Annotated in this window: 14 protein-coding genes; 7 read left to right on the top strand and 7 right to left on the bottom strand. The window is 68.6% G+C overall.

The features are described from left to right. Positions 1 to 1,410 carry a bifunctional UDP-N-acetylglucosamine diphosphorylase/glucosamine-1-phosphate N-acetyltransferase GlmU gene (glmU, locus tag AC099J_RS06700; protein ID WP_479614455.1) on the bottom strand — a complete coding sequence of 470 codons (1,410 nt, stop codon included), beginning with the start codon at positions 1,408 to 1,410 and terminating at the stop codon, positions 1 to 3. Between glmU and AC099J_RS06695 the strand changes: the two genes are divergently transcribed. Further along, positions 1,409 to 2,296: a DUF6279 family lipoprotein gene (locus tag AC099J_RS06695; protein WP_479614454.1), complete on the top strand. Its 888-nt coding sequence runs from the start codon at positions 1,409 to 1,411 to the stop codon at positions 2,294 to 2,296. The genes glmU and AC099J_RS06695 overlap by 2 nt on opposite strands. 29 nt (positions 2,297 to 2,325) lie before the next feature. Here the strand turns inward: AC099J_RS06695 and AC099J_RS06690 are convergent, their stop codons facing one another. Both AC099J_RS06690 and AC099J_RS06685 read right to left on the bottom strand, forming a co-directional pair. Continuing rightward, positions 2,326 to 2,595, bottom strand: a complete 270-nt coding sequence (locus tag AC099J_RS06690; protein ID WP_479614453.1) for a hypothetical protein — start codon at positions 2,593 to 2,595, stop codon at positions 2,326 to 2,328. Between the two features lie 154 nt (positions 2,596 to 2,749). Further along, on the bottom strand, positions 2,750 to 3,511 hold the full coding sequence (locus AC099J_RS06685; protein ID WP_479614452.1) for a Crp/Fnr family transcriptional regulator: 762 nt from the start codon (positions 3,509 to 3,511) through the stop codon (positions 2,750 to 2,752). 260 nt (positions 3,512 to 3,771) lie between these two features. Between AC099J_RS06685 and AC099J_RS06680 the strand changes: the two genes are divergently transcribed. Both AC099J_RS06680 and AC099J_RS06675 read left to right on the top strand, forming a co-directional pair. Further along, positions 3,772 to 4,452 (top strand): helix-turn-helix transcriptional regulator, encoded by a 681-nt coding sequence (locus AC099J_RS06680; protein WP_479614451.1) that lies wholly within the window; start codon positions 3,772 to 3,774, stop codon positions 4,450 to 4,452. A 157-nt stretch (positions 4,453 to 4,609) separates the two neighbouring features. Next, a complete protein-coding gene (locus AC099J_RS06675; protein WP_479614450.1) occupies positions 4,610 to 5,251 on the top strand; it encodes a Crp/Fnr family transcriptional regulator in 642 nt (213 codons plus the stop codon). A 1-nt stretch (position 5,252) separates the two neighbouring features. Here the strand turns inward: AC099J_RS06675 and AC099J_RS06670 are convergent, their stop codons facing one another. Further along, on the bottom strand, positions 5,253 to 6,860 hold the full coding sequence (locus AC099J_RS06670) for an ABC transporter substrate-binding protein (RefSeq protein WP_479614449.1): 1,608 nt from the start codon (positions 6,858 to 6,860) through the stop codon (positions 5,253 to 5,255). 292 nt (positions 6,861 to 7,152) lie between these two features. Between AC099J_RS06670 and AC099J_RS06665 the strand changes: the two genes are divergently transcribed. Beyond that, positions 7,153 to 8,805, top strand: a complete 1,653-nt coding sequence (locus tag AC099J_RS06665; RefSeq protein ID WP_479614448.1) for an FGGY-family carbohydrate kinase — start codon at positions 7,153 to 7,155, stop codon at positions 8,803 to 8,805. A gap of 80 nt (positions 8,806 to 8,885) precedes the next feature. On the opposite strand, the gene AC099J_RS06660 is transcribed toward AC099J_RS06665, so the two are convergent. Next, positions 8,886 to 9,380 carry a DUF2917 domain-containing protein gene (locus AC099J_RS06660; RefSeq protein WP_479614447.1) on the bottom strand — a complete coding sequence of 165 codons (495 nt, stop codon included), beginning with the start codon at positions 9,378 to 9,380 and terminating at the stop codon, positions 8,886 to 8,888. 130 nt (positions 9,381 to 9,510) lie between these two features. Here AC099J_RS06660 and AC099J_RS06655 point away from each other — a divergent pair, with 130 nt between their 5' ends. Together AC099J_RS06655 and AC099J_RS06650 are read left to right on the top strand one after the other, a co-directional pair. Then, positions 9,511 to 10,506 carry a LysR substrate-binding domain-containing protein gene (locus AC099J_RS06655; RefSeq protein WP_479614446.1) on the top strand — a complete coding sequence of 332 codons (996 nt, stop codon included), beginning with the start codon at positions 9,511 to 9,513 and terminating at the stop codon, positions 10,504 to 10,506. Positions 10,507 to 10,528: 22 nt separating this feature from the next. Continuing rightward, the gene (locus AC099J_RS06650; RefSeq protein ID WP_479614445.1) at positions 10,529 to 11,191 is read left to right on the top strand and encodes a Crp/Fnr family transcriptional regulator; all 663 of its coding nucleotides are present in this window, start codon (positions 10,529 to 10,531) and stop codon (positions 11,189 to 11,191) included. Positions 11,192 to 11,194: 3 nt separating this feature from the next. Here the strand turns inward: AC099J_RS06650 and AC099J_RS06645 are convergent, their stop codons facing one another. After that, positions 11,195 to 11,797, bottom strand: coding sequence for a 5-formyltetrahydrofolate cyclo-ligase (locus AC099J_RS06645; protein ID WP_479614444.1), 603 nt, complete (start codon positions 11,795 to 11,797; stop codon positions 11,195 to 11,197). An 11-nt stretch (positions 11,798 to 11,808) separates the two neighbouring features. Between AC099J_RS06645 and AC099J_RS06640 the strand changes: the two genes are divergently transcribed. Further along, positions 11,809 to 13,839 (top strand): lytic transglycosylase domain-containing protein, encoded by a 2,031-nt coding sequence (locus AC099J_RS06640; RefSeq protein WP_479614443.1) that lies wholly within the window; start codon positions 11,809 to 11,811, stop codon positions 13,837 to 13,839. A 361-nt stretch (positions 13,840 to 14,200) separates the two neighbouring features. On the opposite strand, the gene AC099J_RS06635 is transcribed toward AC099J_RS06640, so the two are convergent. Further along, positions 14,201 to 14,479 (bottom strand): hypothetical protein, encoded by a 279-nt coding sequence (locus tag AC099J_RS06635; protein ID WP_479614442.1) that lies wholly within the window; start codon positions 14,477 to 14,479, stop codon positions 14,201 to 14,203. Positions 14,480 to 14,496 lie beyond the last annotated feature (17 nt).

The following is a 14,496-nucleotide window of genomic DNA, read 5'->3' as shown; positions in this document are numbered from 1 at the left end:
TCACTTCGCCTTCTTGGCCGGCCGCTTCCAGTCGGCGATGCTGGCCTGGCGCCCGCGCGCCACGCTGAGCGCGCCGGGCGCGGTGCTCTTGGTGATGGTGGAGCCGCCCCCCACGGTGCCGCCAGCGCCGATGGTGACGGGTGCCACCAGCACGCAGTTGCTGCCCACATGCACATCGGCCTCGATCACGGTCTTGTGCTTGTTGGCGCCGTCGTAGTTGGCGGTGATGCTGCCGGCGCCGTAGTTGACGCGCTCACCCACCGTAGCGTCGCCCAGATACGCAAGGTGGTTGGCCTTGGCGCCCTTGGCCAGGGTGCTGTTCTTGACCTCGACGAAGTTGCCGATGTGCACCTCGTCGCCCAGCCGCGCGCCGGGCCGCAGCCGGGCGAACGGGCCGACCAGCGCGCCTGCACCCACCTGCACGTGCTCGGCCTCGCCCTTGCCGCCCTCGATGTGGCAGAACGGGTGGACCACGGCGCCGGCCGCGATGTGGGCGTTGGCGATCACGCAGTTCGCACCGATGCGCACGCCCTCGCCCAGCGTGACCTGGCCTTCGAACACGCAATTGACGTCGATCTCCACATCGGCCGCGCATTGCAGCGCGCCGCGCACATCGAGGCGGGCCGGGTCGGCCAGGCGCACGCCCTGCTCCAGCAGGCGGTGGGCGTTGCGTTGCTGCCAGGCGCGCTCGAGCTCGGCCAACTGCACGGGGCTGTTGACGCCATCCACCTGCACCTTGTCGGCGGTCTTGGTGGCGACCACGCTGGCGCCGTCGGCCACGGCCATCTGCACGATGTCGGTCAGGTAGTACTCGCCCTGGCTGTTGTCGTTCTTCAGGCGCGACAGCCAGTGCTTGAGCCGCGCGCTGGGCACGGCCATGACGCCGGTGTAGATCTCGCAGATGGCGCGCTGCTCGGGTGTGGCATCTTTGTGCTCGACGATGCGTTGCACAGCTTCGTGCTCGCGCACGATGCGGCCATAGCCTGTGGGGTCGGGCATGTCCACCGTGAGCAGCGCCACGCGCGTGCCGGCGCAGTCGGCCAACAGGTGCTGCAGCGTGTCGGCCTCGATCAGCGGCACGTCGCCGTTCAGGATCAACGTCGTGCCGTCTTCGGGCAGGTGCGGCGCGGCCTGCTGGACGGCGTGCCCAGTGCCCAGCTGGGGCTGTTGTCTGACGCATTGCAGCGACGCCACCGACCTTGCGGAACTGTCGGCTTGCAGGAAACTCTCGACTGTCTCGGCCCCATGGCCGGTGATGACGACGATGCGGCGTGGCGACAGCCGCGCGGCCGTGTCGACCACATGGCCGAGCAGGGGCCGACCGGCCAGGCGGTGCAACACTTTGGGAATGCTGCTCTTCATCCGCGTGCCTTTGCCCGCGGCCATGATCACCACATCGATGGATGCCATGAAAGTCCTCTTGTTTTACCGAAATTGGGTCGGCCGGATTATCGTGCTGGCGCTGGCGGCGGCCTTGTTACAAGGATGCACCGCCATCAAGCTGGGCTACAACACCGCGCCCACGGTCAGCCATTGGTGGCTGGACGGGTATTTCGATCTCAACGACGCCCAGTCCGCGCGGCTGCGCGATGACCTTGGCGCGTTGCAGGAATGGCACCGCGGCCAACAGCTGCCCGGCTACGCCCGGCTGCTGCAGCGGGCGCAAACATTGGTGGTGCAGCCGCAGGTGACGGCAGCCCAGGTGTGCGAGATCGTGGAGGACGCCAGGCGCCAGCTCGACGACATCGCCATGCAGGCCGAACCCGGCGCTGTGGCACTGGTGACCAGCCTCACGCCGGCCAACCTGATACACCTGCAAGCCAAATACGAAGACCGCAACGCCGAGTTCCGCAAGGAGTGGGTAGACGCCAGCGCAGACAAGGTGCGGCAGAAGCGTTACGACAAGGCGCTGGACCGCATCGAGACGGTGTACGGCCGGCTGGATTCCTCTCAGCGTGCCGTGGTGCGCCAGCAGGTGGATGCGTCCAGCTACGACCCGCGCACGCTGCAGACCGAGCGTCTGCGGCGCCAGCAGGACACGCTCGCCACCCTACGCAGCCTGGCTGGCGGCGATGCAACTGAAGAACAGGCGGCGCGCGCCGTGCGCGGCCTGCTGGAGCGCTACCGCCTCTCGCCAACGGCTGCCTACCGCACGTACGCACAACGGCAGATCGACGAAGGTTGCGCGGGCTTTGCGCTGGCGCACAACTCGACCACGCCAGCACAGCGCGACAAGGCGCTCGACCGGCTGAAGTCTTACGAACGTGACGTGAAGGCGCTCGCGGCTCAGCGCTAGAAGCAGTCTGGCGCCAGGCGCCCGTGGCCCTAGCGCGATGGGCCGGACGACTTGGCCAGCCGCAATTCAGGCCGCACGCGGCTTTGGCCCGGCACCGGCGGCACTGGCATGTCGCCCCGCAGGCGTGCACGCAGCAGGTAAGCCTCCAGGGAATGCTGGGAATCGTCGGCGCTGCGGTCGCCATGCTGGCGCTGCGGCTGAAACTCGTGCGTGCCGTTGTCCTGCTGCTGTTGGCGGTTCTCAGCGTATTCCGCGCGCTGTTGCAGGCCGGGTCCCGTGTTGGGGTGGGTGAAATGCATGGCGGCGATTCCTTGGGGCGGGGTCGCAAGACGCGGGGGCGTAGACGTTACACACTCGGCTCCTGCAGCGCAAGTCAGCTTAGACGCGCCTCCATCAAGCCGCCGTCGTCCGGAGATTGCTACGAACGTCGGCTGTTTCCTACTGCCCCGGCATTCATAACAGTGGCACGGGGCGCAGCGGGTGGTCCACGTAATCAGCCAATTGCTGCAGGGCCTTGCCGTTGTTCAGGTGCATGCGGCCGTCCGCCAGCGCATGCAGGCCGAGCAGCTGCAGCTTGCGCAGCGTGCGGTTGGTGTGCACCAGCGACAGACCCAGCGCGTCTGCCACGTGCTGCTGGGTCAGAGGGAATTCGAAGCTGTTGTCCGGGGCGACCAGGCCGACACGCTGCGCGCGCTTGAAAAGGTGGATCAGCAGCACGGCCACCCGCTCCAGTGCGGTGCGCCGCCCGGTGGTCAACAGGTTTTCATCGAGCAGCTGCTCGTCGCGTGCGCACAGCCACGTCACGTCGTAGCCCAGGCTGGGGTGGCTGCGGTAGACATCCCACAAGCCTTCGGCCGGGAACACGCAGGTTGCGCACTCTGTCATGGCCTCGACGCCGTAAGTGGCCCCTTCGGCAAACTGTTGCTGCAGACCGAACAAATCACCGGGCAGCAGGAAGTTCAGGATCTGCCGGCGCCCATCGGACAGGGTTTTGTAGCGAAACGCCCAGCCCGCGTACAGCGTGTACATGCGCTGAACCCGGCTCCGCTCCCGAACGATGGTCTTGCCAGGCTGGAACCGACGGACATCGGCACGCAGGGCCTGGATGCATCGCAGCTCTTCCGCCCCCACTGGCGAGAAGCGCCCAGTCTGGCGCAAACGGCACTGCGCGCAGCGGGACGGCGGCTCGGAAAGCGGGCTGCTGAGGGGATCCACGGGCTTGTTCACCCCGAAAGTGTAGGCCGGCCCCGGACGGGGGAGCGTTCGCCCGCGCTAGCGACAAAGTGCCGATCTGCGCATTGGGTGAGCTTTAATTTGTTTTGATTTGTGTGCATACGTCACAAAAGCGGTGTGTGAGGCTTACTGGCAAAAATTTGCTTGATTTCTACACTTGCTTCACACCTCGCACAGATCCCTACCGGCATTTGCTTCGCAACCGGCCTCAGTCAGCACCGAGCGGGGAAGGAGGAAGACCCATGTTGAACACCCTGCAACCCATCCGCACCACTGACGGCTGGAATTCCATGGTCGCTGCGGCCGAAGCCACCGTCCGCGCGCCAGACCCAGAGAGCGCCATGGTGCTGCTGCGCTGCGTGATCGAACACGTCGACTACGGCCTGGCGCTGATCGACATCGACACCCATCGGCTGCGCCTGGCCAACACGCCGGCGCTCATGTCGATGAGCGGCGAGGGCCGCACGCGCAGCGGCCTGAGCCTGGTGGGCGGCAGCGTGCAGGCGGCGCAGGCAGCGGACGAGCGCGCATTCGAACACAGCATGACGATGGCCCGCACCGGCGTGCGTGACCTGTTGAACCTGGGCACCGGCAGCAACCGCACCACCGTGGCCGTGGTGCCGCTGGCCGGCCCGGCGGACGACGGCGAGGCCCTGCTGATCTTCGCCAAGCGCCGCCTGTGCGACCCCTCGGCATTGGCGCTATACGCGCGTGCCTGTGATCTCACGGCGGCCGAGAGCACCGTGCTGGCCGCCGTCAGCGACGGCCTGCGCCCGCACGAAGTGGCCGACCAGCACGGCGTGCAGGTCTCCACCATCCGCAGCCAGCTGCTGAGCATTCGCCAGAAGACGCGCAGCAGCTCGATCCGCGAACTGCTGCAGACCGTCTCTCTGCTGCCACCGATGGCCCGCCACCTGAACTGACGGCTGGACGCGGCGCTCGACGTCTCCAGACGGCGTCATTGGCGCGGAAAACAGCCGAATGAGAATGCGTGCGTGTCCATGGCTTAGACTGGTGTGTAAACGCCACCTGCGCCGCGCCCGAGCGGCTCGCCAAGCCATGAGTTCCGAGTTGAGTGTGATGACGCACGCCTTCTGCAATGACCCTGCGCACGCGGCTCCATTGCGCAGTCTGGCCGCCCGTGGCGACGTGCGGCGCTATCGCAAAGGCACCATCCTGATCCACGAGGCCGACCACGGTGACACCTTGTTCATCGTCATGGAAGGCCGCGTCAAGGTCTTCAGCACCGACGCCAACGACCGCGAGTTCACGCTGGGCGTGATCGGCGCGGGCGACTATTTCGGCGAGATGGCGCTGGATGGCGGCGTGCGCTCGGCCAGCGTGATGACGCTGGAAGCGGTGGTCTGCTCGGTGATCACCCGCGCCACGCTGCTCGACCACATCGCGCAGGAACCCGCCTTTGCGCTGGACCTGCTGGGCAAGGTGATCCGGCGCGCGCGCTCGGCCACCAACAGCGTGCGCAACCTGGCGTTCACCGATGTTTACGGCCGCCTGACCATGCTGCTGCAGGAACTGGCCGAGCCTCAGGCCGACGGCTCGTTCAAGGTCGCCGAGCGCCTGACGCACCAGGACCTGGCCAGCCGCGTGGGCTGCAGCCGCGAGATGGTCAGCCGCATCCTGAAGGACCTGGAAGGCGGCGGCCACCTGGAGATGCGCGACCGGCGCATCCTGCTGCGGGCCAAGCTGCCGGCGCGCTGGTAGCTCAGTTCGGCGCAATCTGTACCCAGCGCCACTCCAGCCAGTTGTCTGCTCGGTGCACGGCGCTTACGTTGGCGCGCATGGCCCAGGGGATCACCTGGCGGTGCAGCGGGATCAGGTGCGTTTGCTCGTCGTACTCGCGCAGCGCCGCCTTGACCAGCTGCTCGCGCTTGGCCGGGTCGGCCTCGCGGCTGGAGGCGGCGGCCAGTTCGTCGAACTTGGGGTTCTTCACGTTGCCCCAGTTGAAGTACCCCACGCCGCCCTCGCCGCGTGAGCGCAGCACCGGTGTGAGCGTGGTCTCGGCGTCGGTGATGGCGCCGCCCCAGCCCAGCATGTACATGGAGACGTCGAGCTTTTCGGCCTTGGGGAAGTAGAGCGCACGCGGCATGGCGTTGACGCGCACCTTCACGCCGATCTGCGACCACATGGCCGACAGCGCAATGCAGATCTCCTCGTCGTTGACGTAGCGGTTGTTCGGGCAGTCCAGCGTGACCTCGAAGCCGTCCGCGTAGCCGGCCTCGGCCATCAGGGCCCGGGCGCGCGCCAGGTCGAACGGCAGGCGGCGCTCGAACGACGGGTCGTTGTAGTGGCCCAGCGGTGAAGGCAACACAGAGCCGGTGACGACGGCCTGGCCGCGCATCAGCCGCTCGCGCATGGCCACGATGTCCACCGCGTGGTAGAGCGCACGGCGCACGCGCACATCCTTGAACGGGTTCTTGCCCTTGACGCTGCTGTAGAGCAGTTCGTCGCGCGCCTGGTCCATGCCGATGAACACGGCGCGGTTCTCGGCACCGTCGAGCACCTTCAGGCCGGCCGTGGTGCGCAGCCGGGCCAGGTCCTGCGGCACTGGGTCGAGCACCAGATCGACCTCGCCCGAGACCAGGGCCGCGGTGCGTGTGGCATCGCTCTTGATCGGGGTGTAGACCACGTCTTGCACATTGCCGTCGAAGGTGCCCCACCAGTTCGGGTTGCGTTTGAACACGGTGCGCACGTCGGGCTGGCGCGAGACGAGGATGTATGGGCCGGTGCCGTTGGCGTTCAGCGCGGTGAACTTCTCTTCACGATTCTTGAAGTCCTGCGGCTTGGTGGCGTTGTGCTTCTCGCACCAGGCCTTGTTCATGATCTGCACCAGCGTGGCGTGCTGCAGAAAGATGGGGTTGACCTGGGGCAGCGTGAACTCCACCGTGGTCTCGTCGATCTTGCGCGGCTCCCCCATGCCGTTGGCATAGGGCCGGATGCCCGAGGCCGGGTCCTTGGCACGCTGCACGGAGAAGATCACGTCCTCCGGCGTCAGCGGGCTGCCGTCGTGAAAGCGCACGCCGCTGCGCAGCGTCATGCGCCAGACGGTCGGCGAGAGCTGCTGCCAGGCGGTGGCCAGGCCCGGCACCACATTGAGCTGCCGGTCGCGAATCACCAGGGTTTCGTAGACCTGGCCGTTGATGGCGTTGGTCAGCAGCTCGTTCTGGGAATACGGGTCCAGCGTCTGCAGGTCGCCCTGAGAGGCCCAGCGCAGGGTTTGGGCGTGGGTGGCAGTGGCCAACAGGGCCAAGCCGCACAAGGACAGTTGCAGCGCGACAGCCCGCGCAGCGCGGCGGTTCCAGGAGGTATGCATGACGGCTCCGATCTCGACATTCAGATGACCAACACATGAGCGACGGATCGCGGGTGGGAGTCGACAACCGCCTGAGGCGCCAGCCAGCGCAACGAACCCGCCTCACGGTTCCGACGCGCTCATTCTGGGGGAAAAGAGCCGCGCGACGCCTCTTCCCCAAGACGATGGAGGAAGTGTTTCGTTCCAGCCACTGCGGCCACTGCGGGCACTGCCGCTGGCATGGAACGCAAGGCTGGGTTGCAATGGCACCTTTTCGAGTCACTGGCGCCATTGCGCCCATGGAGGAATGCGGATGCAAACCGAAGCCGAGCGCGTACCTGCCGCTGTGCCCGCGCCGCCGCGCTGCGTGGTCGGTGTGGATGTCGGCACCGGCAGCGCCCGGGCCGGCGTGTTCGATCTGGCCGGGCAGATGCTGGCCACGGCCAAGCACGACATCACGCTGTTCCACGCGCCCGGCGCCATGGTCGAGCAGTCGAGCGACGAGATCTGGACGGCCGCGTGCGCATCCGTTCGCCAGGCGCTGGCCGCGGCCGGGGTTTCGGCCGACCAAGTGGCCGGTATCGGCTTCGACGCGACCTGTTCGCTGGTGGTGCTGGGGCCGGGTGGCCGGCCGCTGCCCGTCGGCCCCAGCGAAGACCCCGCGCGCAACATCATCGTCTGGATGGACCACCGCGCTGTGGCCCAGGCCGACCGCATCAACGCCACCGGCCACGCGGTGCTGAACTATGTCGGCGGCCGCATCTCGCCCGAGATGGAGACGCCCAAGCTGCTCTGGCTGCTGGAACACCGGCCCGCCGTGTTCGCCCAGGCCTGGCAGTTCATGGACCTGACGGACTTTCTCACCTGGCGCGCCAGCGGCGACCTGGCCCGCTCCACCTGCACGGTGACCTGCAAATGGACCTACTTGGCCCACGAGCAACGCTGGGACGGGGGCTACTTCCACGCCATCGGCCTGGGCGTGCTGGCCGATGAAGCCTTCGAGCGCATCGGCCAGCGCGTCGTGGCGCCCGGCACCGCGCTGGGCAGCGGGCTGACGCCGCAGGCGGCAGCCGAGCTGGGCCTGCATGCCGGCACGGCTGTGGCCACCGGCGTCATCGACGCACATGCCGGCGGCATCGGCACGGTGGGGGTCCAGGGCGATCCGTTCTCGGCGCTGGCTTACGTCTTCGGCACCTCGTCGTGCACGATGACCAGCACCCGCGAGCCGGTCTTCGTGCCGGGCGTGTGGGGGCCTTACTACTCGGCCATAGTGCCAGGCACCTGGCTGAACGAGGGAGGACAGTCCGTGGCCGGCGCCGCGATCGATCACCTGCTGGCCATGCACCCACTGGCGCCCGAGGCGCGCCAGCAGGCACAGGCGGCGGGCCAGTCCTTGCCGGTCATGCTGGCGACGCTGGCCGCGCAGAAGGCCGGCAACCTGTCGGACGCGGTGAGGCTGGCGCAGGGCCTGCACGTAGTGCCGGAGTTTCTGGGCAACCGCGCACCGCTGGCCGACCCGCTTGCCCGCGCGGTCATCGCCGGCTTGGGCATGGAGCAGGACATGGACAGCCTGGTCGCCCTGTACATCGCGGGGGTCTGCGGCATCGCCTACGGACTGCGCCAGATCATCGAGGCCCAGGCCGCCGCGGGCGCGCCGGTCGAACGCATCATGATCAGCGGCGGCGCCGGGCGCCTCGACCTGGTGCGCCAGCTGCTGGCCGACGCCAGCGGCAAGCCGGTGCTGGCGACGCAGGCCGACGAGCCGGTGCTGCTGGGCGCGGCCATGCTGGGCAGCGTGGCGGCAGGTGCGTTTGTCGACGTGGGCGCGGCGATGGCCGGCATGTCGCGGCTGGGGCAGACCTTCCACGCCCAGACCGGCGCACTGGCCAGCGTGCACCAGGCGCGCTTTCTGGCGTTCGGGCAACTGCAGGCCCTGGCGCGGCAGCTGCAGCAGGCGCCGGGGTAAGCAGCGTCAGCCCTTGTGCGCGCCCGGCGTCAGCGACGTCTGCGGCGTCAGCGGCGTCAGCGGCGTCAGCATGCCGCGCATCAACTGCGCTGCGCGTGCAGCCGGGCCGCCACGGGCCCGGTTGCCAACCCCGCCACGCCTCGCACCAAGCGCCCCAGCGCCGAGCCGGCCTGCCCAAGCGCCAGGCCCAAATCACGCACCGGTTGCGCCACCGCCTGCTGCCAGCGTCCGCCTGCGCCCAACGCCGCCTGCAAGGCCCGGGCCTGCGCCTGCGGCAGCGGGTCCCAGCTGAAGTAGGCCGAAGCGTCGCGTTCGGCGCCCGAAGATTCCAGCACCAGGCGTTGGCCGGCCTGCACCGCCAATGCCCGGCCGGGCACCAGAAACAGGTCGCCGGCCGCCTGTGCGTTCTCTTGCGCACTGTCCAAGGTCAGCCACACGCGCCCTTGCGTGATGCGCAGCACGCCGCTGCACACCGGGCGCAACGTCAGCGCCCGGCCGGCGTCGAGCTTCCAGCTGCCCGGCAGCGTGGCGCTGCTCAGGGATTGATGCGTGTCTAGCGTGGTGGGCGTGTGCATGGCGGACTCCTCAAAGATTCGCGTTTCGGATGGCAATGATCGCGAACGTCCGCTTGGCGGTCCAATGAAATACCGCTAGGCTATTGATTCGCGGCGCGCATCAATACCAACGCAGCGCAAGGCGGCCTCCATGCAACATTCACAAACCCATCTGCGCACCCGGCCCGTGGCCGCTGGGCACCTGCGCGCCTTCATGGCCGTAGCCGCCCACCTGAACTTCCGGGTCGCGGCCGACCAGCTGTCGCTGACGCAGTCAGCCGTCAGCCGCCAGATCCAGCACCTGGAAGAAGAGGTTGGCGTCTCGCTGTTCCTGCGCCACACGCGGGCTGTGGAATTGACGGGCGCTGGCGTGCAGCTGCTCGCCGCCGTGTCGCCCGCGCTGGAGCGGCTGGACGGCGCCGTGCGCCAGATCCGCCAGAGCGCCGGCCGTCAGGCCGTCTCGATCACCACCTTCGCCTCGTTCGCCTCGATGTGGCTGATCCCCCGGCTGGAGGCGTTCCAGCGCGCGCATCCGGACATCGACATCCGCATCGACGCGTCGGACGTGGCGGTCGACCTGGACGTCTCCGACGTCGACCTGGCCCTGCGCTATGGCCCGGCCGCCACCATGCCGGTGCGCGCGCGGCGCATGTTCGGCGAACAGCTGACCCCCGTGGGCAGCCCCTGGCTGCTCAAAAGCGGCGCGCGGCTCAAGGCGCCACAGGACCTGGCCCAGTTCGCGCTGATCGAAGCCGGCGACGCCCACCACTCGCATCTGGAATGGCTGACCTGGCGACGCTGGTTCGAGCTGCAGATGCCGCCCGCCGTGGCCCGCACGTTCCAGCCGCAGCGCTGGCTGACGTTCAACTACGCCTACCAGATGGTGCAGGCCGCGCTGACCGGCCAGGGCCTGGTGCTGGCCCGGCTGCCGCTGGTGGCCGAGAGCCTGGCCAATGGCGACCTGGTCGAGGTGCTGCCCGAGCGCCGGATCGATTCACCCATGGCCTACTGGCTCATCACCGCGCAGCGCAGTGAGGGCCGGCCGGAGATCAAGGCTTTCTGCGACTGGCTGATGGCCCAATCTGCATTGACGCGCCAGGCCGTAGGCGACGTACCCGATCCCGACACTGTCGACGACATCGATTGACCCCCAACCGGAGATGGAGCCCATGACCGCTCAACTGGACGCCCTGACCCTTGCCTTCTGCCGCGACCCGGCCCACCCCCCATCCGTGCGCGAACTCGCCGCGCTGGGCACGCCGCGGCGCTACCGCACCGGTGCGCAACTGCTGTACGAGGCCGACCGTGGCGACACGCTGTTCGTGGTGATGGAGGGCCTGGTGCGCGCCTACGGCACCGACCCACAAGAGCGCGAGATCACCTTCGGCCTCGTCGGGCCGGGCGACTATTTCGGCGAGATGGCGCTGGACGGCGGGCCGCGCTCGGCCAGCGTGGTGACGCTGGAGCCCACCGTCTGCGCGCTGGTGTCGCGCGAATCGCTGTTGGCCTACATCGCGCGCCACCCCGAGTTCGCACTGGAGCTGCTGGGCAAGGTGACGCGCCGCGCGCGCATGGCCACCAACAGCGCACGCAATCTGGCGTTCATCGACGTCTACGGCCGCCTGGCCCAGCTGTTTGCCGCCGAGGCGCTGCCGCAGCCCGATGGCAGCGCGCTCCTGCCCGATGCGCTGAGCCTGCAGGAGATCGCCGCCCGCGTGGGCTGCACGCGCGACATGCTGACGCGCATCCTCAAAGATCTGCAGAGCAACGGCTACATCGAGATGCAGGACCGCCGCATCACGATCCTGACGCGGCTGCCCTCGCGTTGGTAGCAGCTACTTGATGGGCCAGACGACGCCGTTGTCGTTCAGGATGGCGTCCAGCGGAATGTCATACGGCCCGGGCTCGAAGTCGTCCAGAAAGCCCTGACTGAAGCCCAGGCCCACCGTCATCGGCCGCGGCTCCAATGTGGCCAGCGTGCGGTCGTAAAAGCCGCCGCCATAGCCCAGCCGGTAGCCGCCGGGCGCATAGCCCACGCAAGGCACGAACAGCAGGGTGGGCACCACGATCTCGGTGTCCTTGGGCTTGGGGATGCCGAAGGCGTCTTCCTGCATCGGGCAGCCCGGGTACCAGACGTGGAAGGTCAGCGTCTTGTGCACCTTGTCGACGACCGGCAGGCCGATGCGCAGGCGCTGCTGGCCGCCCTGCAGCTCGCCGTCTTCCTTCCAGCGGTGCAAGGCTGGCAGGGGATCGAACTCGCCCTTGATGGGCCAATAGGCACCGATGACGGTGTCGGGCCGGCCGACCAGCCAGATGCGCATCACGCGCTGCAGCAGGTCGGCCCTCTCCAGCCGGTCGGGCATGTTCAAGCGGGCCTCGAGCAAGGTGGCGCGCAGGGCCTTCCTGGCGAGCACTTTGTCCTCGGTCGATTTATCCATAATCCTTCCCCATGCAAGTACGGGCCATTCTGACATCGATCACGCTGGCGCTCGGCGCCCTGCACCCCCTCGGCGCGCCGGCCCAGGAGCGCGCCGACACCCGGGTCGAAGCGCGCTCCGACCCCCGCGCCGACGCCGTCATCACCGAGATGCAGCAGGCCTTCCGACGCGGCGACCGCGTGCGTGTGGCGGCCCTGTTGCCGCAGGCGCGCGGCCACGTGCTGGAACCTTGGGCCGCCTACTGGGACGCCCGCCTGCGGTTGGAGGAGTTGACGGCCGCCGACATGGAAGCCTTCAGCGCACGCTACCCCGGCAGCTACCAGGAGGACCGCCTGCGCAACGATTGGCTGCTGGCGCTGGGCCTGCGCCGCGACTGGGCCACCTTCGCCAGCGAGCACCCGCGCTACCGTATGCAGGACGACCGCGAGGTGCGCTGCTATGCGATCTTGATCGAGCAGCTGCAGCCGGGCCAGCCACCGGCGCCCAGCGCCGTGGTCGACGAGGTGCGGCGCAACTGGATGGGGCAGCGCGATGCCGACGACGGCTGCACGCAGGCCGCCGGCAGCCTGATCGCGGCGCGCCGGCTGCCCGCCTCCGATGCCTGGCGCAAGGCCCGGCTGTCGATCGAGGCCAACCGTCCGCGCGCTGCGCGCAACGCGGTGGAGCTGGTCGCGCCGGACGAGCTCGACCAGGTCGGCCAGTTGCTCGACAGCCCGGTGCGCTACCTCGCCGCCCGCGCGATCGCACCGTCCAAGCTGCGGCGCGAGCTGGTCACGCTGGCCCTGGTCAAGATGGCGACCACAGATCACGAGCAGGCCGCCAACGCGCTGGACACCAAATGGGCCACGCAGCTGACCGCCGACGAGCGCAACTGGATCTGGGGCGTGATCGGACGGCAGGCCGCCCTGAAGCTCTCGCCCGCCACCTGGGGCTATTTCGCCAAGATCGACCGCGACACCGACCTGCACGACGAGTTACTGGTCTGGAAGGCCCGCACCGCGCTGCGCACCGGCCGCTGGAAAGAGGTGGGCACCACCATCCAGGCCATGGGCGAGGAGCTGCGCAATGACCCGGCCTGGGTCTACTGGCGGGCCCGCGCACTGCTGCAGATCGGCCGCGAGGCCGACCGCGCCGAGGCCACGCAACTGTTCGAGAGCATCGCCGGCGTGCGCGGCTTCTACGAGCAGCTGGCACTGGAAGAGTTGGGCCGCAAGATCACCATGCCGCCGCGCCCGCCCGCCCCCACACCGGACGAGCAGGCCGCAGCGCGCGCCAACCCCGGCCTGCAGCGCGGCCTGGCCGCCATCGCCATCGGCCTGCGCAGCGAGGGCATCCGCGAGTGGAACTACGCCACCAACCTGCACGAGCGTGGCGGCATGGGCGAGCGCGAGCTGCTGGCCGCCGCCGAGCTGGCCTGCGAACGTGCGGTGTGGGACCGCTGCATCAACACCAGCGAGCGCACGCGCAACGCCTTCGACCACGCGCAGCGCTTCCCGATGCCGCACCGCGACGCCGTGGTGCAGCGCACCCGCGCCATCGAGCTGGACCCGTCCTACGTCTATGGCCTGATCCGCCAGGAATCGCGCTTCATCATGGACGCGCGTTCCGGCGTCGGCGCCTCGGGTCTGATGCAGGTGATGCCGGCCACGGCACGCTGGACGGCACGCAAGATCGGCATGACCGGATTTACCGCCGGGCAGATCAACGACCGCGACACCAACATCGCCATTGGCACCGCCTACCTGAAGCTCGTGTTGGACGATTTCGCCGGCTCCATGCCGCTGGCCGCCGCCGCCTACAACGCCGGCCCGGGCCGCCCGCGCGCCTGGCGCGGCCAGGCCGGCGCGCCCACGCTGGAAGCGGCCATTTGGGCCGAGAACATTCCCTTCACCGAGACACGCGACTACGTGAAGAAGGTGCTATCCAACGCCACCAACTACGCCGCCATCCTGAGCGGCCAGCCGCAGTCGCTGAAGGCCCGGCTGGGCACCGTCGGCCCGCTGGCTGCTGGCGCGCCGGACGCCAGCAAAGAGCTTCCCTGAGCGCAGCGCCGGGCTGGCCACCGCCGACGCTGGCCATCATGGCCTCGCCGCCGCTGATCACAGCGCTGGATCGAGCGCAAGGACGGCGCGGCAAGCACACGCCGCATCGTTCGCCCTGAAGACGACACGCCGCTTTGGCGCGGCCCCTGTGCTGGCCGGCCGCGGCGCATGCGGTGCGGTTGCACGATGTCATGGCTGGTTCACGGGACAGGAGCACAATCCATGTCGGGCTCTGCCCCCTTCCCACCAGGCCGTGTGGGCTGCAGAGGAGCAGGCATCCTCCGCCCGCCCGGAGCGTCATCCGGGTCCTCTTTCACGCGGGCGGTAGCGGCCCCTGACCTGTGGCAGCGCGAAGCGCCCGCTATGTGGCAGCCGGGCCTGGGTCGCCGGCCTTGCCCATCGACCTGACCTCGACAGACAAGTCCAGCAGCTTGCCCTTGCGCACGTAGTAGCGGTCCAGGCGCCACTCGCTGATGATCTCCACGGCCAACTGGAAGGTGCGCATGTCCAGTGCGTACAGGCGCTCCAGCTGGTAGGGCTGCGCCGATTCCAGCGCGATCACCAGGTCGGTGAGCGTCTTGGCGGTCTCCGAAAAAGGGTCGGTCGCGATCAACCGCTTGGCCTCTTTGAATGCGTTCATGGGAGGTTCCTGAGATG

The sequence above is a fragment of the Rhodoferax sp. RT4P68 genome (genome assembly GCF_056521305.1).
Note: the sequence above shows the minus strand (reverse complement) of the source record. Positions and strands in the feature narration are given on the sequence as shown.

Excerpts from the sequence above, each read along its gene's own strand:
- AC099J_RS06660 (WP_479614447.1), bottom strand. The coding sequence starts at position 9,380 with ATGCACACGCCCACCACGCTAGACACGCATCAATCCCTGAGCAGCGCC.
- AC099J_RS06650 (WP_479614445.1), top strand. The coding sequence starts at position 10,529 with ATGACCGCTCAACTGGACGCCCTGACCCTTGCCTTCTGCCGCGACCCG.
- AC099J_RS06675 (WP_479614450.1), top strand. The coding sequence starts at position 4,610 with ATGACGCACGCCTTCTGCAATGACCCTGCGCACGCGGCTCCATTGCGC.
- AC099J_RS06695 (WP_479614454.1), top strand. The coding sequence starts at position 1,409 with ATGAAAGTCCTCTTGTTTTACCGAAATTGGGTCGGCCGGATTATCGTG.
- glmU (WP_479614455.1), bottom strand. The coding sequence starts at position 1,410 with ATGGCATCCATCGATGTGGTGATCATGGCCGCGGGCAAAGGCACGCGG.
- AC099J_RS06665 (WP_479614448.1), top strand. The coding sequence starts at position 7,153 with ATGCAAACCGAAGCCGAGCGCGTACCTGCCGCTGTGCCCGCGCCGCCG.
- AC099J_RS06655 (WP_479614446.1), top strand. The coding sequence starts at position 9,511 with ATGCAACATTCACAAACCCATCTGCGCACCCGGCCCGTGGCCGCTGGG.
- AC099J_RS06690 (WP_479614453.1), bottom strand. The coding sequence starts at position 2,595 with ATGCATTTCACCCACCCCAACACGGGACCCGGCCTGCAACAGCGCGCG.
- AC099J_RS06670 (WP_479614449.1), bottom strand. The coding sequence starts at position 6,860 with ATGCATACCTCCTGGAACCGCCGCGCTGCGCGGGCTGTCGCGCTGCAA.
- AC099J_RS06640 (WP_479614443.1), top strand. The coding sequence starts at position 11,809 with ATGCAAGTACGGGCCATTCTGACATCGATCACGCTGGCGCTCGGCGCC.
- AC099J_RS06680 (WP_479614451.1), top strand. The coding sequence starts at position 3,772 with ATGTTGAACACCCTGCAACCCATCCGCACCACTGACGGCTGGAATTCC.
- AC099J_RS06635 (WP_479614442.1), bottom strand. The coding sequence starts at position 14,479 with ATGAACGCATTCAAAGAGGCCAAGCGGTTGATCGCGACCGACCCTTTT.
- AC099J_RS06645 (WP_479614444.1), bottom strand. The coding sequence starts at position 11,797 with ATGGATAAATCGACCGAGGACAAAGTGCTCGCCAGGAAGGCCCTGCGC.